This is a genomic window from Collinsella sp. CLA-ER-H9, from assembly GCF_040092295.1.
Lineage (GTDB): Bacteria > Actinomycetota > Coriobacteriia > Coriobacteriales > Coriobacteriaceae > Collinsella.
This window is the reverse complement of record NZ_JBBNLV010000001.1, coordinates 17,598-44,095: the sequence shown is the minus strand read 5'-3', so window position 1 is coordinate 44,095 and position 26,498 is coordinate 17,598. Positions and strand designations below refer to the sequence as shown.

At 62.4% G+C, this 26,498-nt stretch carries 18 protein-coding genes; 15 read left to right on the top strand and 3 right to left on the bottom strand.

Translation table 11 applies throughout. The annotated features are described in order from the left end of the window. Positions 1 to 73: 73 nt before the first annotated feature. Together AAAX73_RS00205 and glmM are read left to right on the top strand one after the other, a co-directional pair. Complete coding sequence (locus AAAX73_RS00205) at positions 74 to 2,431, top strand: DUF4012 domain-containing protein (protein WP_349124686.1); 2,358 nt, start codon at positions 74 to 76, stop codon at positions 2,429 to 2,431. Positions 2,432 to 2,434: 3 nt separating this feature from the next. Beyond that, positions 2,435 to 3,766 (top strand): phosphoglucosamine mutase, encoded by a 1,332-nt coding sequence (gene glmM / locus AAAX73_RS00200; RefSeq protein WP_349124685.1) that lies wholly within the window; start codon positions 2,435 to 2,437, stop codon positions 3,764 to 3,766. 126 nt (positions 3,767 to 3,892) lie between these two features. On the opposite strand, the gene AAAX73_RS00195 is transcribed toward glmM, so the two are convergent. Then, complete coding sequence (locus tag AAAX73_RS00195; protein ID WP_349124684.1) at positions 3,893 to 5,467, bottom strand: carboxypeptidase M32; 1,575 nt, start codon at positions 5,465 to 5,467, stop codon at positions 3,893 to 3,895. 504 nt (positions 5,468 to 5,971) lie between these two features. On the opposite strand from AAAX73_RS00195, the gene pheS reads away from it, so the two are divergent. The 6 genes from pheS (at position 5,972) to AAAX73_RS00165 (ending at position 13,574) form a co-directional block, all read left to right on the top strand. Continuing rightward, positions 5,972 to 7,048 (top strand): phenylalanine--tRNA ligase subunit alpha, encoded by a 1,077-nt coding sequence (pheS, locus tag AAAX73_RS00190; protein ID WP_040359117.1) that lies wholly within the window; start codon positions 5,972 to 5,974, stop codon positions 7,046 to 7,048. A gap of 184 nt (positions 7,049 to 7,232) precedes the next feature. After that, positions 7,233 to 9,686, top strand: a complete 2,454-nt coding sequence (gene pheT, locus AAAX73_RS00185) for a phenylalanine--tRNA ligase subunit beta (RefSeq protein WP_349124683.1) — start codon at positions 7,233 to 7,235, stop codon at positions 9,684 to 9,686. A gap of 245 nt (positions 9,687 to 9,931) precedes the next feature. Beyond that, the gene (gene cbiM / locus AAAX73_RS00180; RefSeq protein ID WP_349124682.1) at positions 9,932 to 10,990 is read left to right on the top strand and encodes a cobalt transporter CbiM; all 1,059 of its coding nucleotides are present in this window, start codon (positions 9,932 to 9,934) and stop codon (positions 10,988 to 10,990) included. Between the two features lie 4 nt (positions 10,991 to 10,994). After that, positions 10,995 to 11,831: an energy-coupling factor transporter transmembrane component T gene (locus AAAX73_RS00175; protein ID WP_349124681.1), complete on the top strand. Its 837-nt coding sequence runs from the start codon at positions 10,995 to 10,997 to the stop codon at positions 11,829 to 11,831. A gap of 44 nt (positions 11,832 to 11,875) precedes the next feature. After that, positions 11,876 to 12,646, top strand: a complete 771-nt coding sequence (locus tag AAAX73_RS00170) for an ABC transporter ATP-binding protein (protein ID WP_349124680.1) — start codon at positions 11,876 to 11,878, stop codon at positions 12,644 to 12,646. Between the two features lie 79 nt (positions 12,647 to 12,725). Next, positions 12,726 to 13,574 carry a hypothetical protein gene (locus AAAX73_RS00165; RefSeq protein ID WP_349124679.1) on the top strand — a complete coding sequence of 283 codons (849 nt, stop codon included), beginning with the start codon at positions 12,726 to 12,728 and terminating at the stop codon, positions 13,572 to 13,574. Here AAAX73_RS00165 and AAAX73_RS00160 read toward each other — a convergent pair. Continuing rightward, positions 13,571 to 14,476: a hypothetical protein gene (locus AAAX73_RS00160; protein WP_349124678.1), complete on the bottom strand. Its 906-nt coding sequence runs from the start codon at positions 14,474 to 14,476 to the stop codon at positions 13,571 to 13,573. The genes AAAX73_RS00165 and AAAX73_RS00160 overlap by 4 nt on opposite strands. A gap of 586 nt (positions 14,477 to 15,062) precedes the next feature. Then, entirely contained in the window at positions 15,063 to 16,523 is a 1,461-nt protein-coding gene (gene pyk, locus AAAX73_RS00155; protein WP_349124677.1) for a pyruvate kinase, read from the bottom strand. Between the two features lie 441 nt (positions 16,524 to 16,964). Between pyk and AAAX73_RS00150 the strand changes: the two genes are divergently transcribed. From AAAX73_RS00150 to AAAX73_RS00120, 7 genes are all read left to right on the top strand, one after another. After that, complete coding sequence (locus AAAX73_RS00150) at positions 16,965 to 19,646, top strand: cation-translocating P-type ATPase (RefSeq protein ID WP_118080788.1); 2,682 nt, start codon at positions 16,965 to 16,967, stop codon at positions 19,644 to 19,646. Positions 19,647 to 19,992: 346 nt separating this feature from the next. After that, positions 19,993 to 21,072: a ribosome small subunit-dependent GTPase A gene (rsgA, locus tag AAAX73_RS00145; RefSeq protein WP_349124866.1), complete on the top strand. Its 1,080-nt coding sequence runs from the start codon at positions 19,993 to 19,995 to the stop codon at positions 21,070 to 21,072. Between the two features lie 252 nt (positions 21,073 to 21,324). Beyond that, a complete protein-coding gene (gene cpaB / locus AAAX73_RS00140) occupies positions 21,325 to 21,984 on the top strand; it encodes a Flp pilus assembly protein CpaB (protein ID WP_349124676.1) in 660 nt (219 codons plus the stop codon). Continuing rightward, entirely contained in the window at positions 21,984 to 23,627 is a 1,644-nt protein-coding gene (locus AAAX73_RS00135; protein WP_349124675.1) for a P-loop NTPase, read from the top strand. Before cpaB ends, AAAX73_RS00135 begins: the two co-directional genes overlap by 1 nt. Continuing rightward, positions 23,624 to 24,952, top strand: a complete 1,329-nt coding sequence (locus tag AAAX73_RS00130) for a CpaF family protein (RefSeq protein WP_349124674.1) — start codon at positions 23,624 to 23,626, stop codon at positions 24,950 to 24,952. Before AAAX73_RS00135 ends, AAAX73_RS00130 begins: the two co-directional genes overlap by 4 nt. Beyond that, a complete protein-coding gene (locus tag AAAX73_RS00125) occupies positions 24,925 to 25,851 on the top strand; it encodes a type II secretion system F family protein (RefSeq protein ID WP_349124673.1) in 927 nt (308 codons plus the stop codon). The genes AAAX73_RS00130 and AAAX73_RS00125 overlap by 28 nt, the downstream gene beginning before the upstream one ends. Beyond that, entirely contained in the window at positions 25,848 to 26,489 is a 642-nt protein-coding gene (locus AAAX73_RS00120; RefSeq protein ID WP_349124672.1) for a type II secretion system F family protein, read from the top strand. Before AAAX73_RS00125 ends, AAAX73_RS00120 begins: the two co-directional genes overlap by 4 nt. Positions 26,490 to 26,498: the final 9 nt, after the last annotated feature.

Below are 26,498 nucleotides of genomic sequence, written 5' to 3'. Positions count from 1 at the left end.
AGTTTAACTGACGATGTCAAATATGTCATAAACTAATAGCGTTATTGACTTTTAGTATTGCGAGGACTCCTCTATGGCTGGTAACCACTTTAAGAACGGCGACGGCGAGCGCCCTGCAGTTCCGCCGCGTTCAAATGGGACTGGAAACGCTGGCGTACCGAGTGGATCCAGCCAAAACGGTGCTGGCAACCGTACGTCTCCGGGCGAAACGGCGATGTTTGCCGCTCTGTACGAACAGTCTCAAAAGGCAAAACAGGCTGGTCGCGTAGGCAGGCAGGCATTTCCGGGCGGGGCGGGCTCTGCGGCTTCGTCGGCCGGGGTCCGTCCGGCGCCAACGGGCGGTGCAAATGTCGCCGGCTCCACTGGCCCCGCTAACAACGCTCATCGCGCCCACAACGCCGGCCCCGTCAACTCTGCCAATCCCGCCAATAGTGCTTCTTCTGCTGGAGACGCAGGGCTTACGGGTAACCTAGGCACTATCTATACGGGCGCTTCCGAAACCGGCACGTTTGCCCGTCTCAATGACGACGGTGCCGAGTTTAAGGGCTCGGGCTCTAAAGAAGATTATTACGATTTTGGCTTGAACTACGGCGGTGATTCCTCGACGAGCCCGACCTCGAACGGCCTGGTTCGCCATCGCCATCGCAAGGGCGAGCGCAAGAAGCGCCGCGTTGCAGCCGTTGTTGCTGTCATCGTCGCGGTGGTTCTTGTCGCTTTTGGCGTGAGTGGCTTCATGCTGTTTAACTCGGCAAAAACCGTGAAGAGCCAGGCAAAGGAAACAGTCGAGATCGTCGGCGGCCTTAAGGACAAGGTCACGTCGGGCGATTTTTCGACCCTGCCCGACGATGCGAAAAAAATTGACGAGCTCTGCAGCAGCATGAAGAAGGAGACCTCGAGTCCGGTGTGGACGATGGCTTCGTTCATTCCGGTGTACGGCGGCGATATTAACGCCGCCCGCACCATGGTCGACGCTCTGTCCGATGTTTCGAGCGGCGCGCTGGTCCCCATGGCCGATAATCTCGCTCAGGCAACGCCCGGCAAGCTGTTCCAGGACGGGACAATCAACGTGTCCGCGCTGCAGGCGGTCGCCGATTCGCTCTCCGATAGCTCGAAGGCGTTCAAGGGCGCCAACAAAAAGGTGCAGGGTATTGGCGATACGCATATCGCCCAGGTGACCGAGCTGGTCGATAAGGCAAAGGACGGCTTTGCCACCCTGGACGGTGTAGTCGATGCGGCAGAGAAGATCGCCCCCGTTCTGCCCCAGATGCTCGGCGCCAACGGCCAGACGCGCCATTATCTTGTGCTCGCGATGAGCAATGTCGAGATCCGCGCCTGCGGCGGTTTCCCGGGTTCTCGCGGCGTGATGTCAGTGACTGACGGTAAGCTCGAACTGGGCGATTTTGTCAAAGTCGACATGATGAAAGAGCCCTTGAGCCCGCTTCCCATCACCGATGAAGAGGCAAACTTGTTCACGACCGGATGGGGCCTGACCGGATTCAACACGCTCGGATACACGATGGGCGATGTTACGATGACGCCCGATTATCCGCGTGCGGCTCAGCTTGCCAGCGATATGCAGAAGGCCATTGTCGGAGATGACATCGACGGCGTATTTGCAGTCGATCCGGTATTTTTGCAGTATATGCTCGGCATTGTAGGTGGCACGCAGCTTCCCGACGGCACCGTCGTCGACGGAAGCAACGCTGCAAAGGTGCTGCTGCACGATATTTATTGGAATTACCCGGTAGAGGAACAGGACGCCATTTTTGCGGCGGTTGCCGGATCGGCTTTTAACAAGATCGTGGACGAACTGGGCTCCAGCGATATTACTAAGATCGCTGGAGCCATCGAAAAGGGTGCTTCCGAGGGTCGCATCCTCATGTATTCGAGAAACGATGACGAGGAAAAGGCCGCGAAGGCCCTTGGCATTTCCGGCGCTCTCCAAAACGATGCGTCTGAGGCTCCGATCTTGGGCGTCTTTGTGAACAACTACAGCTATTCAAAGATGGACTGGTTCCTTGATAAGCGAGTCACCATCGATTCTTCGGTTGAAAATGCCGATGGTTCGACGACGTATCGAGTGACCACCACGCTCAAGAACACGATGACCCCTCAGGAGAAGGCCGAGATGCCTGGTTATTTCCGGGGCCATAACGGCATTAGCGAGGATATTGATGACGAGGTGCTGAGGCTCTATCTCTATGCTCCCGCGGGAGGCAGCATTTCGGACATTAAGACTTCGGGCTCCGGTTCTATCGAGATGAACGAAGCGACGCACGATGGCCTGAAGGTTGCATGGGGCGGCGTCCACATGCTTCTTGGACAAGACATAAAGGTCGAGTACACGGTCACGACTTCGAAGGACTCTAGGCACAAAGAGCTTAAGGTTCGCACCACGCCAACCGCTCAAACGTTCGAACAGGATAAGTAAGATATGAAGTACTTTGGCACCGACGGCTTTCGCGGTGAGGCCAACGTTGGGCTGACGGTAGAGCACGCTTATAAGATTGGCCGTTTTGTGGGTTGGTATTACGGTGCCAACCGCGAGTGCAAGGCACGCGTGATTGTGGGTAAGGACACACGTCGCTCGAGCTATATGTTCGAGGCGGCGCTGGTGAGTGGCCTGGTCGCGAGCGGTGCGGACGCCTACATGTTGCATGTGATCCCGACGCCGGGCGTGGCGCATCAGACCGTGGAGGGCTGCTTCGATTGCGGCATCATGATCAGTGCGAGCCACAACCCGTTTTGCGATAACGGCATTAAGCTCGTCAACAGCGACGGCTTTAAGATGGATGAGGACGTGCTGGAGCTCATCGAGGACTATATCGATGGCAAGAGCGAGGTGCCGCTGGCTACGGGCAACCACATTGGCGCCACGGTGGACTACATGCAGGGCCGCAACCGCTACATTGCCTCGCTCATTGCAAGTGCGAACTTTTCGCTGCAGGGCGTTAAGATCGGTCTCGACTGCGCCAACGGCTCGGCGTCCTCGGTGGCCAAGCCGGTGTTCGACGCGCTGGGCGCCGACGTGCGTGTGATCAATGCCGCGCCCGACGGCTTTAACATCAACGTCGACTGCGGCTCCACGCATATGGAGCGCCTACAGCGCCATGTGGTGGAGCAGGGCCTGGACGTGGGCTTTGCCTACGACGGCGATGCCGACCGCTGCCTGGCCGTGGACGAGCGCGGCCGCGTGGTCGATGGCGACCAGATCCTGTACGTGTGCGGCGTGTACCTGAACAAGCACGGTCGCCTTTCGGGCGGTACCGTGGTGCCGACGATCGCCAGCAACTTTGGCCTGGTCAAGTCGCTGGAGCTTGCCGGCCTGAGTGCCGTGACCAGCGGCGTGGGCGACCGTCACGTGTATGCCAAGATGCGCGAGGGCGGCTACAGCCTGGGCGGCGAGCAGACGGGCCATACGATCTTTGGCGATATCGAGCGCACGGGCGACGGCATTATGACCTCGCTGCGCGTGATGGAAGTGATTCGTGCCGAGCGCGAGACGCTCTCGCAGCTCACGGCTCCGTGCAAGCTGCTGCCGCAGGCGCAGGTGGCCGTGCACGTGGCGGACAAGGACGCCGCGCTCGAGAACATGGGCGTGCAGAACGCCATCGCCGAGGCCGAGGCCGCGCTGGCAGGCGAGGGCCGCGTACTGGTGCGCAAGAGCGGAACCGAGTCGGTGATCCGCGTTTTGGCCGAAGCTCCCGACCAGGCAGCTGCCGACGTCGCCATGAAGCGCATCGCCGCGGCGCTGGAAGCTCTATAGTTACGCGGTTTTACCAAACCGCGTAACTGCTCGACGCTGCAAACGTCCCCAATGACTAGGTGAAAAAGGGGGCGCCGCGGGATAGATCCCGCGGCGCCCCCTTTGCGTTGACGTGTTGCCTAAGCTTTACAGCTGGTACAGCGTGGTGAACTTGTCCTGCAGGTAGCTGCAGTAGTAGCGGGCGTCAAAGTCCATGCCGCAGGCGCCCTTGATGAGCTCCGGCGCGTCTTTGGCGCGGCCCCACTGCCAAATGTGCTCGCCCAGCCAGGCGCGAACGGGCGCCAAATCGCCGCTCGCACAGGCGCCATTGAGGTCGACGCCGTCGCGGCACATGGCCGGCACAAACATGGCGTCGTAGGCGCTACCCAGCGCATAGGTGGGGAAGTAGCCAAACGAGCCGCCGCTCCAGTGCGTATCCTGCAGGCAGCCGTGCGTGTCGTCGGGAACGGGAATGCCCAGGTACTCGTTCATAAAGCGATTCCAAAGCGCGGGGATATCCTTGGCCGTGGCCTCGCCGGCAAACAGCATGCGCTCAATCTGGTAACGCACCATAATATGCAGCGGATAGGTGAGCTCGTCCGCCTCGGTGCGGATCAACGACGGCTGCGCGATGTTCACGGCGCGGTAGAGCGCGTCCTCGTCCACGTTGCCGTAGACCTCGGGCGCGTGGCGGCGCAGCACCTCGAGCAGCGGTCCCATAAAGGCGCGGCTGCGACCCACGGTGTTCTCAAAGAAGCGGCTCTGGCTCTCGTGGATGCCCATGGAGGTGCCGCCCTCCAGGCAGGTGCGAGCATAGGCGGGGTTCACGCCCAGCTCATACATGGTGTGACCGGCCTCGTGGATGATGCTGTAGACGTTGGAGATGCAGTCGTCCTCATAGATGTGCGTCGCGATGCGCGCGTCGCCCACGGCAAAGCCCTCGCTAAACGGGTGCTCGGTAAAGGCAAGCGTGGTGTCGTTCAGGTCCAGGCCGACGAGCTTCATAAGGTCGAGGCTCATGGCGCGCTGGGCGGCCTCGGGCACACGGGCGTGCAAAAAGTCGGCAGCGGGCTGCTGGCTGCGCTCGCCGATGGCGTGCACGAGCGGCACGACCGTCGCCTTGACCTCATCGCAAAACGCATCGAAGCTCTTGGCGGAAAGGCCGCGCTCGTACTGGTCAAGCCAAACATCGTATGGGTCGCGCTTGGGGTCCATGAGCTCGGCCTGATGCTTAAGCTGGCCGACGATTCTATCCACATAGGGCTCAAAGCTCGCCCAGTCATTGGCCGTCTTGGCCTTGTGCCACACGGCGTCGGCCTCGCAGGTGAGCCTGGTCCAGGCCTCGGCCTCCTCGGTGGGAATGACGCTCGCTTCGCGCTGGTCGCGGCCGAGTACGCGGATCTCGTCGAGCAGCTGCGGGTCGTCGATCTTGCCGCCGGCGACGGTTTCGCGTGCCAGCGAGCGCACAAGTTCGACAGACTTTTCGCTGGTCAGGAGCTTATGATGCTCGCCGGCAAGGGTGCCCATGGCGTCGGCGCGCGCTGCGGCGCCATGGGCGGGGGCAATGGTCGCGCCGTCAAACTCGGCAATCTTGAGCAGGTACTCGCGGGTCCACAGCTTGCCCTCGAGCTTGCGGAATTTTTTGACGGCCTTATCGACCTTCATGCCTTTGGGCGTCTTGCCCGCTGCGGGCTCGGCCTTCTTATCGTGCTTCTTTCCCATACCATATCCTTGATCTCGCAGGTCGCCCGTCGCACGCGGCGGCGCGGCCAGTTTGCACAGCTACCTGCCTTGTACCCAGCACGAACAAAACGGAACGCGGCGATACACCCAAACAATGTGGTATCCTGTAGCCCAATGCGTTGACGGAGAGGGTTTTGCCCGCCGCGTCGCCGGCAAGAGAGGGAAGGTCATGGGCTGCAAGCCTTCCTGCGGTGACAAGGGCCAAGCGTTCACTCCCGAGCAGCGACCTCAACGGGCGCGCGGCCAGCGGCGGCGATGTCCCCAGTAGGGAAGCCGTGAGCCTCGCGACAAGGGGCAAAGAGTGGGCGCGGCGGGCCAGACATCCGTCGGGTCAAACAAGGTGGTACCGCGGAATTCAACCGTCCTTGGGCAATGCACATGCCCGAGGACGGTTTTTTGTTACCGAACCGGGCCGCGTTTTCGCAACGCCAAGCGGCATTGGTCGCCCTGGCAAGCGAATGCGCGAGAGACGAAAGGGAAGACATGAGTCTGATTGATGATCTGGTCAAACTCGAGGAAGAGGCCAAGGAGCTCGTCGCAGGCGCCGACGACGCCGCCAAGCTCGAGGCTGCGCGCGTTGAGCTGCTCGGTCGCAAGGGTCGCATCACCGGCCTGATGCGCATGATGGGCAAGCTCGCCCCCGAGGATCGTCCCGTGATGGGCAAGCGCGCCAACGAGATGCGCCAGCTGATCGAGGGCATGCTCGACGAGCGCACCACCGAGATGAAGGCCGCCGCCCTCAAGCACGCACTCGAGCACGAGGCCGTCGACATCACGCTGCCGGGCATCCGTCCGCAGATCGGTCACCAGCACCTGATCAAGCAGATCATCGAGGAGGCCGAGGACATCTTCTGCGGCATTGGCTACACCGTCGAGTCCGGCCCCATGGTCGACACCTCCTACTACAACTTCACCGCGCTCAACGCCCCCATGGATCACCCGAGCCGCTCGGCCCGCGATACCTTCTACGTGGTCGACAACAACCCCGGCAGCGTCGCGCACCCCGAGGCTCACGCCCACGGTGAGTCCGACGTGCTGCTGCGCACCCAGACCTCGGGCGTGCAGATCCACACCATGGAGTCGCAGAAGCCGCCCATCTACATGATCTGCCCGGGCACCGTCTACCGTCCCGACACGGCCGACGCCTGCCACCTGCCGCAGTTCAACCAGATCGAGGGCCTGGTCGTCGACGAGGGCATCACCTTTGGCGATCTTAAGGGCACGCTCGACTACTTTGTTAAGTGCATGTTTGGCGAGGACCGCAAGACGCGTTATCGCCCGCACTTCTTCCCCTTCACCGAGCCGAGCTGCGAGGTGGACGTGAGCTGCCACGTCTGCGGCGGCAAGGGCTGCAACTTCTGCAAGCACAGCGGCTGGATCGAGATCTTGGGCTGCGGCATGGTCGACCCCAACGTCCTGATCAACTGCGGCATCGATCCCGAGAAGTACACCGGCTTCGCCTTTGGCATTGGCGCCGAGCGCGTCGCGGCCCTGCGCTACGACCTGCCCGACCTGCGTACGTTGATGACAGGCGATATGCGTTTCCTGAATCAGTTCTAGGCTGCGGCTTGCCCAAGCACGGCACCTCGGCGCTCATTCGTCGCTTGCGTACCAAAGTACGCGGCGCTCCTCTTTCGGGCCGATCTGTCGCACTTGGACAACCCTCGCTTTGTAAGGAATGTTCACAAAGTTGAAGTTTCCACCTGCATCTCTTCGCAGGCTTTCAGTATGAAAGGAGAGCTAGATGCGTGTTTCTTACGACTGGCTCAAGACCATGATCGATATTCCGGAGGATCCCAAGACCCTTTCGGACGAATATATCCGTACCGGCACCGAGGTCGAGGCGATCGACACCGTGGGCGAGTCCTTCGACCACGTGGTGACTGCCAAGGTGCTCACCAAGACCCCGCACCCCGATAGCGACCACATGTATGTGTGCTCGGTCGACGTGGGCGACAAGAACCTCGACGCCGACGGCAACCCCGCCCCGCTGCAGATCGTCTGCGGCGCGCAGAACTTTGAGGCCGGCGACCACATCGTCACGGCCATGATCGGTGCTGTGCTTCCCGGCGACGTTAAGATCAAGAAGAGCAAGCTTCGCGGCGTCGTGTCCATGGGCATGAACTGCTCTGCGCGCGAGCTCGGCCTGGGCGGCGATCACTCCGGCATCATGATCCTGCCCGAGGATACGCCCTGCGGCATGCCGTTTGCCGAGTACGTGGGCTCGAGCGATACCGTGCTCGACTGCGAGATCACGCCCAACCGTCCCGACTGCCTGTCCATGATTGGCATGGCCCGCGAGACCGGTGCCATCTTCGACCGCGATTTCCATGTTGAGCTGCCCGCCATCAAGGCGGAGACTGGCCGCGCGACCGACGACGAGCTTTCGGTCGAGATTGCCGACGAGGGCCTGTGCGACCGCTATGTCGCCCGCATCGTGCGCAACGTGAAGGTCGGTCCCTCGCCCGACTGGATGGTCAAGCGCCTCAACGCCCTGGGCGTGCGTCCGCACAACAACATCGTCGACATCACCAACTATGTGATGATGCTCACCGGTCAGCCGCTGCATGCCTTTGACCTGGATACCTTTGCCGAACGCGATGGCCATCGCCGCGTGGTGGTTCGCGCCGCCCAACAGGACGAGAAGTTCACGACCCTCGACGGCGAGGAGCGCACGCTCGACGCCGGCATGGGCCTCATCACCGACGGCGAGCGTCCCGTGGCGCTGGCCGGCGTTATGGGCGGCATGGATTCCGAGATCGAGGATGACACCGTCGACGTGATGGTCGAGAGTGCCTGCTTCAACGCCGGTCGCACCTCGCACACCAGCCGCGATCTGTCGCTGATCTCCGACGCCTCCATCCGTTTTGAGCGCCAGGTCGATGAGACCGGCTGCGTGGATGTCGCCAACGTTACCTGCGCGCTGATCGAGGAGATCGCCGGCGGCGAGGTCGCTCCCGGCTACGTCGACGTGTTCCCCGCGCCCAAGACCATCGACAGCATCAAGCTGCGCCTGGCCCGCGTGCATGCCATCTGCGGCGCCGACATCGAGCCCGACTTTATCGAGCGTTCGCTCACCCGCCTGGGCTGCACCGTCGAGCGCGACGGCGAGGACTTTATGGTCACTCCGCCGAGCTTCCGCCCCGACCTGCCGCGCGAGATCGATCTGATTGAGGAGGTCCTGCGCCTGTGGGGCATGGGCCGCGTGACGGCGACCATCCCGGCCGCCAAGAACCACATCGGCGGTCTGACCCGCGAGCAGAAGCTCACCCGCAAGGTCGGCGAGATCCTGCGCGCCTGCGGCCTCAACGAGACCACGACCTTTGGCTTTGCCGCCCCGGGCGACCTGGAGAAGATCGGCATGTCCACCGAGGGCCGCGGCTGCCCCGTGGTGCTCATGAATCCGCTGGTGGCCGAGCAGACCGAGATGCGTCGCTCGCTGCTGCCGGGCCTGCTGCAATCCGTGGCCTATAACGAGGCCCACGGCACGCCCAACGTGCACCTGTACGAGGTCGGCAGCCTGTTCCACGGCCGCGAGAATGCCAGCCTGCCCAAGGAGACCAAGTCCGTGGCGGGCGTGCTCTCGGGCCAGTGGAGCGAGCAGTCTTGGAGCATGAAGTACCGCAAGCTGCGTTTCTTCTTTGGCAAGGGCATTGTCGAGGAGCTGCTCGCCCAGCTGCGTATCGAGAAGGTCCGCTTCCGTCCCGCCGAGGGCGAGGGCTATGCCTTCTTGCAGCTGGGTCGCGCCGCCGAGGTTCTGTCCGGCGGTACCGTGCTGGGCTGGGTCGGCGAGATCCACCCCGAGGCGCGCGAGGCGATGGGCATCGATGAGGTCGTCGTTGCCTTTGAGCTCGACCTGGACAAGCTGATCAAGGGCGCCCGCAATCAGGAGAACTACCGCGAGTTCTCGCAGTATCCGGCTGTTGAGCACGATCTGGCTATCGTGGTCGATAACTCCGTGACCTGCGAGGATCTTGAGCGCCGCATTACCAGCGCCGGCGGCAAGCTGCTCGAGGGCGTGCGTCTGTTCGACGTCTATCGCGATCCGGTCCGCGTGGGCGTGGGCAAAAAGTCCATGGCCTTCGCGCTTACGTATCGCTCCGACGACCACACGCTCACCAGCGAAGAGGTCGAGAAGGCGCACCAGAAGATCGTCACCAAGGTGTGCAAGGGCGTAAACGGCGAGGTCCGCGGCTAGGATTTGCGCTGGGTATAGGTCAGCTGTGGCTGCTGCTGAGTCCTACGTGACCGCTATGCTCGGTATGAGACACCGCTGAGCCTGCATATATGACACGCGCATTACATAACGGCGTGCTGCTTTGTCGGCAGTGCGCCGTTTTGCTATGATAGCCCGCGGCGTGTTACGAATCTAACAATACGTAACACTCTTAAGGTGATTTAAGCGGCGTTGCAATTCCGTGCGCCGATAACCGGGAGGCGTACATGCACATTCCAGATAATTATCTGTCTCCGCAGACCGATGCCGTCATGGCGGTGGCAATGGTGCCCGTTTGGGTTCACTGCATCAAGAAGGTGCGCGCCACGCTCGATCGCGAGCACATGGCGTTCCTGGGCATCTGCGCCGCATTCTCCTTCTTGCTCATGATGTTCAACGTGCCGCTGCCCGGCGGTACCACTGGTCACGCCGTTGGTGGCGCGCTCATCGCGCTGCTGCTAGGCCCCGAGGCTGCTGCCATTGCCGTCTCGGTCGCGCTGGCGCTGCAGGCGCTGCTGTTTGGCGACGGCGGCATCCTGTCCTTTGGCGCCAACTGCTTTAACATGGCCTTCGTGCTGCCGTTTGCCGCTGCTATCGTGTTCCGTGCGCTCAACAGCCGTTTGCACGACAAGAGCTGGGGCATCTCGGTTTCGGCCATCGTAAGCGGCTGGGTCGGCCTGTGCCTGGCGGCCCTGTGCGCGGCAATCGAGTTTGGTATTCAGCCGATGCTCTTCACCAACGCCTCGGGTGCTCCGCTGTACTGCCCCTTCCCGCTGTCCGTTTCCATTCCGGCCATGCTGATCCCGCATATGCTGGTAGCCGGTGTGGTCGAGGGCGTGGCGACCGCCGCTATCTACGGCTTTATCAAGAAGACGGCGCCGAGCTTTATCGTCGGCCCCGAGGCTTCCGACGGCCTGCTGGAGTCCGAGGGCGCAACCGCCAAGAAGACCTCGCTGATCCCCACGCTCATCTTGGTTGCCGTGCTTGTCGTGGCTACGCCGCTCGGCTTGCTTGCCACCGGTGACGCCTGGGGTGAGTGGGACGCCGAGGGCGCCGCGACCGCCGTTCAGGAGGCTGGCGACAACAGCCTGCAGGCTTCGGTCGGCCTCGATGCTCCGACCTTTGCCGACGCGCTGCCCACGGGTGATTACCTGCAGGTCTATTCCGAGGAACAGGGCCTTGGCTTTGGCGGCCAGGCTGCCATGTATATCCTTTCGGGCGTGATTGGCGTGGCGGTGCTCACCATCGTATTCCGCCTGATCTCGCTGACGGTTAAGGAAAACTGAGCGCATGCAGATGGTCGAGCTGCCTAGTTGGCTTGCGGCCGAGGAGCGATATGAGCCCGTGGGGGCTCGGCATCGCGTGATGCAAAAGAACGTCCTGCACCTGGCGAGCCTGCTTGAGCGGGTTCGCCTAGGCGGCGGCGCACACGAGGGCGGGTCGATGATCGACCGCGCCCTTTCTTCCGTTTCGGCTCCGGTGCGCCTGGTGGGGATGTTCGTTTGCGTCCTGTGCGTGTGTCTGACGCAGCGCCCGCTGTACCTGATGCTGATGGCGGCTATCGCGCTGGTGCTGGTCGCGGTGCGCCCGGTGCGCGGACTGCGGGCGACTTTTGTGCCGGCGTTGGCTGCCGCGGGGCTTGCCGTGGTTCTGGCGCTGCCTGCCCTGCTGCTGGGCGCTTCTGCCGCGGGCGCCATGCTCAAGATCGCGCTCAAGACGTTTATTAATGTGTCGCTGGTACTGGGCGTTTCGTGGACGCTCACCTGGAGCCGCATGTCGGCGGCGCTTAAGATGCTGCACCTGCCCGACGAGGTTATCTTTACCTTTGATATGGCACTCAAGCATATCGAGGTGCTGGGACGCACGGCGCACGATCTGTGCGAATCGGTCATGCTGCGCAGCGTCGGTTCCGCGCCTGCGGGTTTTTCGCGCACCGACTCGCTGGCGGGTATCATGGGCATGACGTTTATCAAGGCGATGGAATGCAGCCGCGCGATGGACGAGGCCATGCTCTGCCGCGGCTTTGCCGGCGTGTATCCGGCGCCTGCACGGAGCGGCTTTGGCTGGCGCGATGCGGCTTACGCGGCCGTTGTGACGTTGCTCGCCGTGTTGTGCGCGATGTTGTAGCGCGGACGGTCGAACCGTCGATGTGAGTAGGGAAGGGCGACGTTTTGGCAAACGATACGAATAACGCGATGGGTGTGAGCGGTGTTGCCGGCGCCGAGGTCACGCCGCTCATCGAGTTTCGCGACGTGGTGTTTTCCTATGCGGGTCATACGGTGGTCGACGGCGTTTCATTGCAGGTGAACCGTGGGGAGCTCGTTGCTCTGCTTGGTCCTAACGGCTGCGGCAAGACGACGATCATGCGTCTTATCAACGGCCTTGAGCTTGCGGACGCGGGTGCGTACCTGTTCGACGGGTATGCGGTCGATGCCGCATATCTCAAGGATTCCGCGACGGCCCAGCGGTTCCATCAGCGCGTGGGCTTTGTGTTCCAAAACGCCGATGCGCAGCTCTTTTGTGCCACGGTCGGCGAGGAAGTCGCGTTTGGCCCGGCTCAAATGGGGCTGCCGGCAGACGAGCTCGAGCGCCGCGTCCGCGATGCCATGGAGCTGTTCCAGGTTGCCGATCTTGCCGACGTCTCTCCCTATCAGCTCTCGGGCGGGCAAAAGAAGCGCGTTGCGCTGGCTGCGGTGGTGTCGATGAACCCGGATATCCTGGTGCTCGACGAGCCCACCAACGGACTTGACGAGGACTCGTGCGACATCGTGGTCAACTTTCTACTGGCCTATGTTGCTGCCGGCAAGACGGTCTTGATGAGCACACACCATCAGGATTTGGTGCGGCGCCTGGGTGCCCGCGCCATCTATATCGATCGATATCACCATGTGGTTGAGGCGCCGGTGTCGTCGTATGGAACCGAGAGCGGCGCTGCGGAATAGTTGCTGCGTAGAGCGTGCGTAGCCGCCCGCGCGGCTTTGCCGTGATGGTATAGTTATCCAGGTTTTTATGGGGGTGGCTATGCCAAGCTGGAACATTCATATCGCTCAGACGGAGCGTTTGCTGGAGCGCACCGGTGCGCTTGCCAATAGCGTGCGCGACCGCAATGCCTTTTTGTTTGGCTGCGTGGTTCCGGATATCTTCGTGGGCTATATGGTCCCTGGCATCGCCGATCCCATCCCGTACCGCATTACGCACTTTGCAAAGCCCGAGCCTATCCCCAAGCCTCGTGAGCATGAGTTCTGGGATACCTATGTGGCACCGTTGCTCAAAGGGGCGCCTGTTGGTACGCCGGCTGCCGCGACCTCGATTGTCGAGGAGCGTGAGCGACTCAATCGTGTACATTATCCCCAACGTTACAAGGACGCCGAGCCGGTTGCCGGTCCCGGTGCTAGTGAGCTTTCGCTCGCGCCCGATGACGTGGCGCAGTCGCTGCTCGATCTGACGCTGGGCGTTTGGTCTCACCTCGTGGCCGATACCGTGTGGAACACCCGCGTGAACCAGTACCTGGAGGCGCACGGCGGCAAGCCGTGCGAGGAATTCCGCATTAAAAAGCAAGGCGACTTTGACTGGTTTGGCAAGACGCTCGGCATCGTTTCTATCCCGCGTGCGACCGATCGCCTCTATACCGCGGCGGCCCAGTTTGGTCAGTATTCGATTCCGCAAGAGTATGTGCTCAAGACCATTGGCGTCATGCACGAGATTGTGCGCGAAAACCCCGGCGAGCCCGATCATCCGCCGTATCGCTTGCTAACCGAGGAGTTTTTCGATGCAACGTTTACCGAGGTCGTCGAGCTAACCGAGGCGGGTTTTGCCGCCCGTGTCGAATCGCCCGATGTGTCTGCGCTGCCCCTGATTGCTAGCTGCTAGCTGGCCGGCCCGGCAGTGAATAGCTCAACCCAATCGACAAGTAGCTCTTGCCGCAGGGCATCTTCGGCAGTGCGCTCCTGTTTAGTCTTTGGGGTGTAGGGAAGCCCAGCCTTTTTATGGATGAGCTCGGCTATGTGGTTGAAGCTCTTCTTCTCCTTGATCTGGTCATAGGTAATTTGGATGACGTCGTAGCCCATGCTTGTGAGTGCGGTGGCGCGCTCGGCATCGGAGAGGCTCGCGGCTTCGCTGTCGTGGGCGGAGCGGCCTTGGCATTCAAGGATGACGCCCATGCTGTCGGTGGCGCTTTCGATGAGGATATCGGCGTAGCAGCAGGTTTTGTCATACAGCGAACGCGCGGCTTCGCTGAGCGGGATGCGCGCGTTATTGGTGATGTCGATGCCCAGGCCGCCCTCATCGCGGGGGAGCGAGATGAGAATTGACGTCTGGACTTCAAAGGGCGAGGCGGTCTGTCCTGTCATGCGTTCGGCGGCCCAGCGGAGCTGCTTAACGCCGCGCAGGCCTGCGGCCTGCTTGGCGAACGCGGCGATATCCGCTGCGGTAAGAAGCGGCGTGCGCTTCCACAAGTTGGTGTCATTGCCCTTGGTGTCGTTAGCTCGCTCCCAGCCGCAGCTGGGCGGAATGAGCTTAAGCGAAATAGCTTCATCGAGTTGTTGTTGCGTTCGCTCGCAGGGCTTAAACACTGCAAAGGAGCCGCACATCTCGTAGCAAGCCATGAGTAACTGGCTGCGTGAGACCTGCGTGGCAAGGCTGAGCAGCGTGAACTCCGGTGAAGTGACATCAAACCCATGCTCAGTCTGCCTAAACGACCCAGGAGGCGGCTCTTGGGTTAGCAGACGGCTATGAAATAGCTTTCCGTTCGCGCGCTGTTTTCTTTCGCCCACGAATCTCCAAACTGGTGTGCCGAGCAAGTCTTTAAATACTGGTTGTTTTGAGTAGTGTACCAAGCGATGGTCATGGTCGGGCGGCAGGATTGCCGGATAGAGTCCCAGTATCTGGGGCGGGATGCGATAGTACTGAAAAGCCGTGGGTCCGCAGGCAAGAAATGACATGGCGATCCGATCGTTTGAGCGTAGTTTGGGCTAGAAAAGCTATCGGTTTCGGAAGTGCGGGGAAAAAGACAAACAGGCAAACCACAAGCGGTATTTGAGCGAACTTTATCAGGGGTTTTGTTGAAATAAAAGGGCTTGTACTCGGAGGTAAGCAATTTTTCCCCGCACTTCCGAAAACCAGGTCGATCTGGCTCTTGCTAAAACGATTTATCAGCGTCGGTTAAGGTGTGGGTTTGCCACCGGGCGAACACTTTTAGCGCTTGGGACTTTATTCATTGGGCCTCGAAGGGTGGATTTCGCACTTTTGGTAAAGAAATGAGTGCGTGTTTTGCTGTGCGCCGGCATTGGCATAGAAAAAGGGCCCGGAAGGCTTTGCCTTCCGGGCCCTTTGCAATGCAAGTGTGCTTGCAAGTACGACTTAGCGCACCTGAGCGACGTAAGCGACGTTGGTCGAGGAGACCTTGTCCTCGAGCTGGACGCTCATGCGGGGATCGCCAGCGGTAGCGACGGTCAGGTCTCCGGCCTCGACGTAGCCGAGCTCCTTAGCGGTCTCGATCGCCTTGACGATCGTGCCGTTGACGGTGCCCTGGGTAATCTCGGCCTGGTGCGGGATAACGCCCCAGTACATGATCATCTGCTGGACGGCCCACTCGTGGCGGGAGAACGCGCAGATCGGCATGTTGGGACGGAAGTGCGAGATCAGGCGAGCGGTGCGGCCGGTGGTCGTCGGCACGGTGATGCACTTGGCGCCAACGGTGGTAGCCATGTTCACAGCGGACATACCCACAACGTTGTTGACAACACGGGTGCCGTGGGCATCGGCCGGAACCTCGAGCGGAGCGTGAGCCGGGAGGTACTTTTCGGTCTCGAGAGCAATGCTGGCCTGCATCTTAACGGCCTCGACCGGGTACTTACCGGCAGCGGACTCGCCAGAGAGCATAACGGCGTCGGTGCCGTCGTAGATGGCGTTAGCAACGTCGGCAACCTCGGCGCGCGTCGGGCGCGGGTTCTGCTGCATGGAGTCGAGCATCTGCGTAGCGGTGATAACGGGCTTGTAGGCCGCGTTGCACTTGGCGATGATCTCCTTCTGGATGTGGGGAACGAGCTCGGGCTTGATCTCGATGCCCAGGTCGCCACGGGCAACCATGATGCCGTCGGAAGCCTCGAGGATCTCGTCGAAGTTCTCGACGCCCAGGGCGCACTCGATCTTCGGGAAGATCGTCACGTGCTCGCCACCGTTCTCGCGGCAAAGCTCGCGGATGCCGCGGACGGACTCGCCGTCACGGATGAAGGAAGCGGCGATGTAGTCGATGTTCTCGGTCAGGCCAAAGAGGATGTCCTGACGATCGCGCTCGGTGATAGCGGGCAGCGAGATGTTGACGTTGGGCATGTTGACGCCCTTGCGCTCGCCGATCAGGCCGTCGTTCTTGACGACGCAGGTCATGTCCTGGCCGTCGACGGACTCGACCTCGAGGGCAACCAGGCCGTCATCGATCAGGATGAGGGAGCCCTTCTCGACCTCGGAGGGCAGAGCCAGGTAGTCGAGGGAGATGTGCTCAGCGGTGCCGTGGAAATCCTCGGTCGTGGGCTGAGCGGTGACGACGATCTTGTCGCCGGTCTTGACGGCAACCTTCTTGCCATTGACCAGAAGGCCGGTGCGGACCTCGGGGCCCTTGGTGTCGAGCAGGATGCCGACGGGCATACCGAGCTCCTTGGAAATACGACGGACGCGCTCGATGCGACCGTGGTGCTCGTCGTAGGATCCGTGCGAGAAGTTAAAACGGGCGACGTTCATGCCCGCCTTGATCATCTCGCGGATGGTCTCGTCGCTATCGCAGGCGGGACCCATGGTGCATACAATCTTAGTGCGCTTGTACATTCAGACCTCCATCTGACATCGTCTTGCGCTGATAGATAAACCATAAGAAATAAAACCGTGTTGATTATAACGAAATGCCGACCGAATACCCCAAAAAATCGACCGTATGCCGAATTAGAAGTTCATTTTTTGCGGAAAAACGGTATATGCAAAAACTTTACCAACCGTTCTAACCGCTGTTATCTGGGCGATATTTCAGTTTGATGATGCGCCGAAGAAAAAACGTTTTATCAATGTTGAGCATCACACGGCCTGCACCGTTGCTTATGGACCATATTTCCAAATGGATTGTTTTGGCTAGACGCGTTGCTTTGGGGTACCATAGCTCCACTATCAACTGCCGCTCAGCACGGCAGCCTTGATGAGCCCTTGCCCTTCTCCTGGGAATTATGATCGGGCATCAATCTGCTGAGTGGCCCGAATCCCAGGAGGGGACTCTATATGCAAAAGGAATACCTGTCCGCCGCGGCGGAGGTGCTCAGCGACCAGGGTGTCGATGAGAACCTCGGCCTGAGCGACGACGAGGCGTCGTCGCGCCTCGCTAAGACAGGCCCTAACAAGCTCGAGGAAGCCGAGAAGACGCCGCTGTGGAAGCGTTTCTTTGAGCAGATGGCCGATCCCATGGTCATCATGCTGATCGTTGCCGCCGTCATCAGTGCGCTCACGGGCATGGTCAAGGGCGAGCCCGACTTTGCCGATGTCGTCATTATCATGTTCGTCGTTATCGTCAACTCGGTGCTGGGCGTGGTCCAGGAAGCCAAGAGCGAAGAAGCCCTCGAGGCCCTGCAGGAGATGAGCGCGGCGCAGTCCAAGGTACTGCGCGACGGCAAGCTCGTGCACCTGCCGAGCGCCGAGCTCGTGCCCGGTGACGTGATCATGCTCGAGGCGGGCGACTCCGTTCCGGCCGACTGCCGCGTCCTCGAGAGCGCCACGATGAAGATCGAAGAGGCCGCCCTTACCGGCGAGTCCGTGCCCGTCGAGAAGCATACCAACGTGATCGAGCTCGCCGCGGGCACCGATGACGTGCCGCTCGGCGACCGCAAGAACATGTGCTATATGGGTTCCACCGTTGTGTACGGCCGTGGTCGCGCCGTCGTGGTCGGCACCGGCATGGACACCGAGATGGGCAAGATTGCCGGCGCCCTGGCCGAGGCCAAGGAAGAGCTCACGCCGCTGCAAGTGAAGCTCGCCGAGCTCAGCCGCATCCTCACCATCATGGTGATTATCATCTGCGTCGTGATCTTTGGCGTTGACATCCTCCGCCACGGCGTGGGCAACGTCCTTACCGACCCGACCGCCCTGCTCGACACCTTTATGGTCGCTGTCTCGCTCGCCGTCGCTGCCATCCCCGAGGGCCTGGTCGCCGTCGTGACCATCGTGCTGTCGCTCGGCGTGACCAAGATGGCCAAGCGCCAGGCGATTATCCGCAAGCTTTCTGCCGTCGAGACCCTCGGCTGCACGCAGACCATCTGCTCCGACAAGACCGGCACCCTTACCCAGAACAAGATGACCGTCGTCAAGCACGAGCTCGCTGCGCCCAAGGAGAAGTTCCTGGCCGGTATGGCACTGTGCTCCGATGCCCAGTGGGACGAGGAGTTGGGCGAGGCCGTGGGCGAGCCGACTGAGTGTGCGCTCGTCAACGATGCCGGCAAGGCGGGCCTCACCGGCCTGACTGCCGAGCACCCGCGCGTGGGCGAGGCCCCGTTCGACTCGGGCCGTAAGATGATGTCTGTGGTCGTCGAGACCCTGGACGGCGAGTACGAGCAGTACACCAAGGGCGCGCCCGACGTGGTGATCGGCCTGTGCACCCATATCTACGAGGGCGAAAAGGTCGTCCCGCTGACCGAGGAGCGTCGCGCCGAGCTCGTGGCCGCCAACAAGGCCATGGCCGACGAGGCCCTGCGCGTGCTGGCGCTGGCAAGCCGCACTTACACCGAGGTCCCGAGCGACTGCAGCCCCGCTGCGCTCGAGCACGACCTGGTCTTCTGCGGCCTATCCGGCATGATTGATCCTGTCCGCCCCGAGGTCGCCGACGCCATCCGCGAGGCCCACGATGCCGGTATTCGTACCGTCATGATCACGGGTGACCATATCGACACCGCCGTGGCCATTGCCAAACAGCTGGGAATCGTCACCGATCGCAGCCATGCCATCACCGGTGTCGATCTTGATCGCATGAGCGACGAGGAGCTCGACGCGCACATCGAGGACTACGGCGTGTACGCTCGCGTCCAGCCCGAGCACAAGACCCGCATCGTCGAGGCTTGGAAGTCGCGTGACCAGATCGTGGCCATGACGGGCGACGGCGTCAACGATGCCCCGTCCATCAAGCGCGCCGACATCGGCGTTGGCATGGGCATCACCGGCACCGACGTCACCAAGAACGTCGCCGACATGGTGCTCGCCGACGACAACTTCGCCACCATCATCGGTGCCTGCGAAGAGGGCCGTCGCATCTACGACAACATCCGCAAGGTCATCCAGTTCCTGCTTTCGGCTAACCTTGCCGAGGTGTTCTCGGTGTTTATCGCCACGCTCATCGGCTTCACCATCTTCCAGCCGGTGCAGCTGCTGTGGGTGAACCTGGTCACCGACTGCTTCCCCGCGCTCGCGCTGGGCATGGAGGATGCCGAGGGCGACATCATGAAGCGCAAGCCGCGCAACGCCAAGGATGGTGTCTTTGCCGGCAATATGGGCCTGGACTGCGTGGTCCAGGGCTTGATCATCACTGTGCTGGTGCTGGCGAGCTTCTTTGTGGGCGTGTACTTTGACATGGGCTACATCCACATCGCCGATATGATCGCCGGCAATGCCGACGAGGAAGGCGTGATGATGGCTTTCATCACGCTCAACATGGTCGAGATTTTCCACTGCTTCAATATGCGCAGCCGTCGTGCGTCGCTGTTTAGCATGAAGAAGCAGAACAAGTGGCTGTGGGCCTCTGCCGCGCTGGCGCTGGTGCTGACGGTGATCGTAACCGTGCAGCCGACGCTTGCCGAGATGTTCTTTGGCCCCGTGACGCTTGAGCTCAAGGGCGTTATCGCCGCGCTGGGCCTTGCCTTCCTGATCATCCCGCTGATGGAGATCTACAAGGCGATCATGCGCGCGGTCGAGAAGGAGTAGGTCGAAAGGTCAACCTTCCCACCGGTCCGACCGCCTGCGGGGTTTCTTCTTCGCTGGTCCTCGCGCTTCGCGCTGCGGGATCGCTCAGAAGAAACCCCTCCCGGCGGGCGGGCCTTCGGATAACCTCTCGGGACCATTGGCTAAGGGAAAGTATGTGAGCTGGTCGAGCGTTTGCTCGACCAGCTCTTTTTTGTGGGTAAAATACCTGCTCAGTTGTGATTTGTGGTGCTGGGAGGCGCTTGTGGGCAAGGCGAAGGCTAAGGCGAAGAAAAAGACGACGGGGGCGCGGGCTAAGCGCGATCGTCGTCGGAAGCTTGCGACCGAAGCTCCCGCGTCTGCCGAGGAGCTGCTGGCAAGCGTGCCGGGACTCGATGCGCTGCAGGATGTTCCGGCGTTCGACGATCTGCCGGTCGATGATGCTCAGCGGGCTGCCTTCGATGATTTTTGTGCTCGGGCCGAGGAGCCCGAGCAGATGCAGCTTGGTGCCGTGGTGCGCCTGGATCGTGGGTTTCCACTGGTGGCGACTGCCGATGACACCTTTCGTGCCGAGCATGCCGTGGGGTTTGCCAAGTCGCGTGGCGAGGACGAGGTTCTGCTGCCCGCCGTGGGCGACCGCGTGGCGGTGCGTCGTGCGCCCGGGCACGACATGGGCGTGATCGAGTGCGTGCTGCCACGCCGCACGAGTTTTGAGCGCTGGCGCGGACGCGCTCGCGGCGAGCGTCAGGTGCTTTGCTCCAACGTGGATAGCGTGCTGATCGTGCAGGCGCTCGGCGCCGGCGAGGTACTGCTCGACCGCGTGGCGCGCTCGCTGGTGTTGGCACTCGACTGCGATGCCGAGCCGGTGGTGGTACTCACCAAGGCCGACCGCTGCGACGCCGATGAGCTCGAGCGCGATCTGGACCGTGTGCACCGCTTGGTGGGTCCGGACGTGCGCGTGATCGTGACGTCCTCTGCCGAGGGTCGTGGCCTGGACGAGGTGCGCGCCTGCGTGCCCGCCGGGAGCTGCGCCATGATCTTGGGTGAATCGGGTGCTGGCAAGTCGACGCTGCTTAACGCGCTGCTGGGTCACGATACGTTGGCGACCGGCGGCGTACGTGAGCGCGATGACCAGGGTCGCCACACCACGGTCGCGCGCGTGATGGTGGCGCTGCCGGGCGAAGCCGGCGTTATTGCTGACGCGCCGGGCCTGCGCAGTCTGCCGCTCGTGGGGCATGAGCGGGGCTTGGCACGCGCGTTTCCCGAGATTGTCGAGGCGTCGCGTGCGTGCCGGTTTGCCGACTGCACACATACTCACGAACCGGGCTGTGCCGTTCGCGAGGCCGAGGGTGCCGGGCGGATCGACAGCCTGCGTTTGGAGACGTTCCAAAACTTGGCGTCATCCATGCGCGTGAGTGCTCAGATGCTCGATCCCGATGTTCATCTGTAATTGAATCTATCTATGACAGCCGTCTCCCAATGGTGCGGGAGGCGGCTTTTTTATTGCCGATGCGCCCCTAAACGTGCATTTATCCGACGTGCTGACAAAAACCTTGCCACGAGCTTGACGGGCCGGTCAGCTTTTGGTCGGCAATTGGTTTGACACTCAAAACCAAGATTGCGATCGCGTTGTTTTGCCGCTTGCTCGCTCGGACAATGGTGGTACGGGCATCCGCCCGGTGCTACCTTGAGAGGAGCGGCCGTGAACAAGAGCAAGCGCATCGCCATCAGTCTGATCGCGGGCGTGCTCGCCGCGCTGCTCTGTATGGTTTACGCGTCATCGATTCGCTCGCAGGCAGAGCAGGCCCAGGCCGAGACACTGGCCAAGTACGGCGGCGATCGCGTCGAGGTGTGCGTCGCGGCGCGTGATATCGATGCGGGCGAGACCCTCGACGAGACCAATGTCATAACCCAGGAATGGCTGGTGAGCCTGCTGCCGCGCGATGCGGCGACCGAGCTGCGCCAGGTGCGCGGTGACGTGACGACCTCGCGCATCCCTAAAAATGCCGTGATTTGCGATGTCTACACCAAGGCCGAAAGCCACACGCTCGAGGTGCCCAAAGGCAAGGTCGCCGTTTCGGTGGCGGTCGATGCCGAGCATTCGGTCGGGGGCGCCACGGGCGTGGGCAGCTACGTGGACGTGTACGTGCAAAAGGACGGCGTGACCGATCGGCTGTGCGGCGCGCGCGTGATCGATACCAGCGAAGTGGCCGGCGCCACGCGCGAAGGCAAGATCGAATGGGTGACTCTGGCGGCCGACCCCGAAGACGTTAAGGAATTGCTGGGGGCCTCGGGTAAGGGGACGGTCAGTTTGACGATCCCCGCCACGGTGCGCGGCAAAAAGAGCGGAGGCGACGAGTGATGAAGGCGATCTGGCTTGCATGCTGCGCGTGCGGTGATTACGGATTGCTGCAGCGGGAAGTCGAGGGCCGCGATGCGGGCGCGCAGGTGCTTCGCGTGGGCGACCTGGATGGGCTGGTGTCCATGGCGCGGGCGTTTCCGTCGCGCCGCGGGGCGGCGATTATCGCGGCAGCCCTGTTCGATGCCGAAGACGTGCGAAAGACCGTTGCGCGTCTGACGGCCGAGGGCCGCGTGAGTCGCGTGGTCGTACTGATAGAGACGCTCGATCCTTCGGATATCGAGAGGCTGTTTCGCGCGGGGGCGACCGAGGTTATCGCTGCGCGCAGCATATGCGGCAACGGGCGCGCGGGCGAGGGAACGGTTGATTACGACCGGTGTCTGACGATTGAGCCCGATGCTTTTGTTGATAGGGAACCCGGGGCGCCTCGCGCTACAAGAGGCCCGCGTGTTGATGATTGTGGAAAAGCGGAAGCCGAGCATGGTCGGTGTCCCCGGGACCCCCTTGCATACGATGAAGTCGGAGAGCCGGTGCCGTATGGCGAGGATCTTTTAGCTGTAGATATGGGATACGTGCATGGCGTAAGCCTGGTCGATGAACTCGACGAGGTGGAGGGGCTTGCCGGGAGCGACAGCGTGCGTGTCGATGCGACCGTGAAGTCTCCAGACTCGGTTCCGCAGACCGAGCAACCTGCCATACCGGCTTGGGCGCAGCATATGAGCGCTGCCGGGGAGACGGGGGCGTTGCCGTCCGTGCCCGCGTCGCCTGCCCCCGCGTCGCCAGCGGATGCCGCCGCTCCGTCGCATCGAGCCCCGGTTGTCTGCGTCGTCTCGGGTTCGGGCGGTTGCGGCAAGTCGACAATCGTCGCCGCCATGGCGCACGCGGCGTCGCTGCTGGGCCTGCGTGCTGCCGTGCTCGATTTGGACCTGATGTTTGGAAACCTCTACGACCTGTTGGGTGCCGATGCCCCGCATGACATGGCGACGCTTATCGAGCCATCGGCTGCGGGCGCACTTGCCGAATCGGACATCGTGGCCGCCTCGATGCGTGTGGCTCCGGGCGTCACGCTTTGGGGCCCGGTCGCCGCGCCCGAACAGGCTGAGCTCATGGCGCGCCCGGTGGAGCTGCTGCTCGACGTCTTGCGTCGCGAATCCGACGTGGTTCTTGTCGACACCTCGGTCTTTTGGGGCGACGCCGTGGCGGCCGCAGTGGCGGCAAGCGACCGCTGCCTGGTCGTGGGCGATCCATCGGTGTCGTCTGCGACGTCCGCGGCGCGCGTCATCGAGCTGGCGAGCCGTGTGGGCGTGCCGCGTACGCGCATGAGCGCCGTGTTCAACCGGTTTGGCGCGCGCGGCGCCGACGAGGATGTCGCCATGCGCTTTGAGATTACCTGTGCGTTGAGTTCCAAGATCCGCATCGCCGACGGCGGGCAGGACTTGGCGGCGCTCATGGCGTTCGGCCGTGCTGACGAGGCAGTGGGCCAGACCAGCGCTTTTGCCACCAGCGTGCGCGAAGCCACGCGCAAGATGCTCGTGGAGTTGGGCTGCGCCGTCGGTCCCTGGAGTGACATGGTCACCGACCGTGCGACACGCACCGAGCGCCCGCGCATCCGTCTTCCCTGGTCGCGCGAGGGTGATTCGCGATGAGCTTGCAAACAAGGATTAAGGCGGCCGGCGCGGCCGCGGCGACAGTGCCTGTTGACGCAGGGCGCCACCGTGCCGTCAAGCGCCGCACCAAGCGCGCCGTGATGGATCGCATGGGCTATGACGAGGTGGCGCGTATTAGCGCATACATCGATCCGGCGCGCGCCCGCTCGGAATTGCGTCCTGCGGTGGAGGCGGCGCTCAACGTGGAGGAGCCGGGCGACCTGGCGACGCCCGAGCGCGAGACCATCATCGATGAGATCCTGGACGACGTGGTGGGCCTGGGCCCGCTGCAGCCGCTCATCGAGGACGACACCGTCACCGAGATCATGGTCAACGGCTGCCGATCGGCTTTCTTTGAGCGCGGCGGCGTCTTATATCCCATCGAGCATGCGTTTGAGGATGACGAGCAGATCCGCGTGCTCATCGACCGCATCATCTCGCCACTGGGCAGACGCATCGACGAGCGCAGCCCCATCGTCAACGCGCGCCTCAAGACGGGTTATCGCGTCAACGCGGTGATTCCGCCTGTGGCGATCGATGGGCCGATCCTCACCATCCGCAAGTTTTCAGACCGCATCTGTTCGTTGGACGAGCTTGTGGGCCTGGGGTCGCTACCGCTTTGGTATGCACAGCTGCTGTCGTGCGCGGTATCGCTGCGTCAGGATTTGGCGGTTGCAGGTGGCACGGGGTCGGGCAAGACCACATTGCTCAACGCGCTATCGTGCGAAATATCCACCGGCGAGCGCATCGTGACGATCGAGGACTCCGCCGAGCTCAAGTTTGCGCATCACCCGCATGTGGTTCGCCTGGAGGCGCGTGAGGCTTCAATTGAGGGCGAGGGCGCGGTGACAATCCGCGACCTGGTGACCAACGCCCTGCGCATGCGTCCCGACCGCATCGTGGTGGGTGAGGTGCGCGGTGCGGAATGTTGCGACATGCTGCAGGCCATGAACACCGGGCACGATGGGTCGCTCACCACGCTTCATGCGGGCACCGAGCAGGAGACCGTGGTGCGTTTGACGCTGCTTGCGCGCTATGGCATCGACCTGCCGAGCGAGCTTATCGAGGAGCAGATTGCCATGGCGCTCGACGGCATCGTGATGTCCGAGCGCCATGCGGACGGCAGGCGTTTCGTGTCCTCCTATTCGGGGGTGCGACGCGGCACATCAGGCGGCGTGGAGCTTGAGCGCTACGTGACGTTCGATGCCGCCACGCGCGCCTGGACGCTCGATCGCGAGCCTCCGTTTATCGCAGAGGGCCTGCGCTCGGGAACGCTCACGCAAGAGGAGGTGGACGAGTGGAGATCGTTGTGCCCCTCGTCGTAGGGGGTTTGACAGGACTTTCTGCCGCGGTGGCGTGCGGGGCGGAGCCTCGTGCGCCGCGCGTGCCGCCGGCGGAGCTGGTCAGCCATGCGCTTGAGTTGGTTGCCGAGAAGCTGCCGCGCGAGTTGGTAGAAAACGACCTGCTAAAAAAGATTGCCCGCTCTTGGGCGGCGCTGGTTCCAGCACATCGCGTTGGCCTTGTTATCGAGGATGACGAGGCGCGCCTGGCATGCTTGCTGCTATCGAGTGGTGTCTGCGGCATTGCCCTGACTGTCGTATCGCTGTCGCCCATCGGCTTTGTCCTGGGGTTGCTCGCGCCGTTTGGCGTAGGCGCCGCTCGCGACACCTTCGACCGTCGCCGCGAGCAACACGATGTGGAAGAAGCCATGCCCGAGGCCTTTACGGCGCTCTCTATGTCGCTCGCCTCGGGTCATTCGCTGGCCCAGGGCATGAGGTTTGTGGGAACTCACGCGCAAGAGCCGGTGCATACCGAGTTTTTGCGCGTGGCGGGGGCGATCGACTGCGGCGTCTCGGCGACTGATGCGTTGGATGACCTACTCGACCGTATCGATGCCCCCGGCCTTTCGCTTGTCACCTTGGCGCTTAAGGTGTCGCAGCGAACCGGTGCCCCGCTTGCCGACCTGTTGTCCGAGGCGTCGAGCATGGTGGGGGAGCGCATTGAGCTCAAGCGCCGCTTGGACGTCAAGACATCGCAGGCTCGTATGTCGGCACACATGGTCTCGGCGATGCCGGCGGGTATGTGCGCGGTGCTGGCGCTGCTTTCGGCCGACTTTCGCCGCGGCCTTGCGACGCCGGCGGGTGCCGGTGCCGTGGTACTGGGACTTGCCCTCAACGCCGTCGCCCTGGTGGTCATCCGACGCATTATGCGGGTGGAGCTATGAGCGCCCTGGTCGGGGTCGCGGCATGCCTGTGCGCGCTCAGCGTGTTTGTCGCGACGGGGCTCAATCGTGCGGACGCATGCAAGATCGCCCAGGTCTGCAAACGCGAGGCGCTGCTGGTTGTTGCGGCTGCCCGATCGGTGACCGATGTCCTGGTAGCACGGTTGAGGGGCATGCTCGGCACGGGTGGTACGGCGCAGGTGTCGCTTGGCGAGGTGTCCGAGATGATCGACGTGGTGCGTCTGGGGCTTTCGGCCGGCCTTTCGTTCGATGCGGCGCTTGAGGTTTTTTGCGCCAATCGCCGATCGACGTTGGCGCTCCGCCTTGAGCGAGCCTGCATGGCATGGCGTGTGGGCGTAGGGACGCGAGAGGATGAGCTTCTGGCGGCCGCGCGCGACCTGGATGTGCGGGCGCTCGAGACCTTTGCCATCACAGCGGGGCAGGCGCTTGCCCTCGGTGCCCCGCTTGCCGAGACGCTGGCGGCCCAAAGTCGCGAGATTCGCGCGGCCCATCGCGCCGCGGTCGAGCGCGAGATTGAGCGTGCGCCGGTCAAGCTGCTGATTCCCACCGGCACGCTCATCTTGCCGGCGTTGCTTCTGTCCATATTGGGCCCGCTGCTGGGAGCAGGCGGGATGATGTAGGGAGGAATA

What these genes read in the sequence shown, in the direction of transcription:
- AAAX73_RS00120 (WP_349124672.1), top strand. Translation starts at nt 25,848, where the DNA reads ATGAGCGCCCTGGTCGGGGTCGCGGCATGCCTGTGCGCGCTCAGCGTG.
- AAAX73_RS00150 (WP_118080788.1), top strand. Translation starts at nt 16,965, where the DNA reads ATGCAAAAGGAATACCTGTCCGCCGCGGCGGAGGTGCTCAGCGACCAG.
- AAAX73_RS00165 (WP_349124679.1), top strand. Translation starts at nt 12,726, where the DNA reads ATGCCAAGCTGGAACATTCATATCGCTCAGACGGAGCGTTTGCTGGAG.
- pheT (WP_349124683.1), top strand. Translation starts at nt 7,233, where the DNA reads ATGCGTGTTTCTTACGACTGGCTCAAGACCATGATCGATATTCCGGAG.
- pyk (WP_349124677.1), bottom strand. Translation starts at nt 16,523, where the DNA reads ATGTACAAGCGCACTAAGATTGTATGCACCATGGGTCCCGCCTGCGAT.
- cbiM (WP_349124682.1), top strand. Translation starts at nt 9,932, where the DNA reads ATGCACATTCCAGATAATTATCTGTCTCCGCAGACCGATGCCGTCATG.
- AAAX73_RS00175 (WP_349124681.1), top strand. Translation starts at nt 10,995, where the DNA reads ATGCAGATGGTCGAGCTGCCTAGTTGGCTTGCGGCCGAGGAGCGATAT.
- glmM (WP_349124685.1), top strand. Translation starts at nt 2,435, where the DNA reads ATGAAGTACTTTGGCACCGACGGCTTTCGCGGTGAGGCCAACGTTGGG.
- pheS (WP_040359117.1), top strand. Translation starts at nt 5,972, where the DNA reads ATGAGTCTGATTGATGATCTGGTCAAACTCGAGGAAGAGGCCAAGGAG.
- AAAX73_RS00135 (WP_349124675.1), top strand. Translation starts at nt 21,984, where the DNA reads ATGAAGGCGATCTGGCTTGCATGCTGCGCGTGCGGTGATTACGGATTG.
- AAAX73_RS00195 (WP_349124684.1), bottom strand. Translation starts at nt 5,467, where the DNA reads ATGGGAAAGAAGCACGATAAGAAGGCCGAGCCCGCAGCGGGCAAGACG.
- AAAX73_RS00130 (WP_349124674.1), top strand. Translation starts at nt 23,624, where the DNA reads ATGAGCTTGCAAACAAGGATTAAGGCGGCCGGCGCGGCCGCGGCGACA.
- AAAX73_RS00205 (WP_349124686.1), top strand. Translation starts at nt 74, where the DNA reads ATGGCTGGTAACCACTTTAAGAACGGCGACGGCGAGCGCCCTGCAGTT.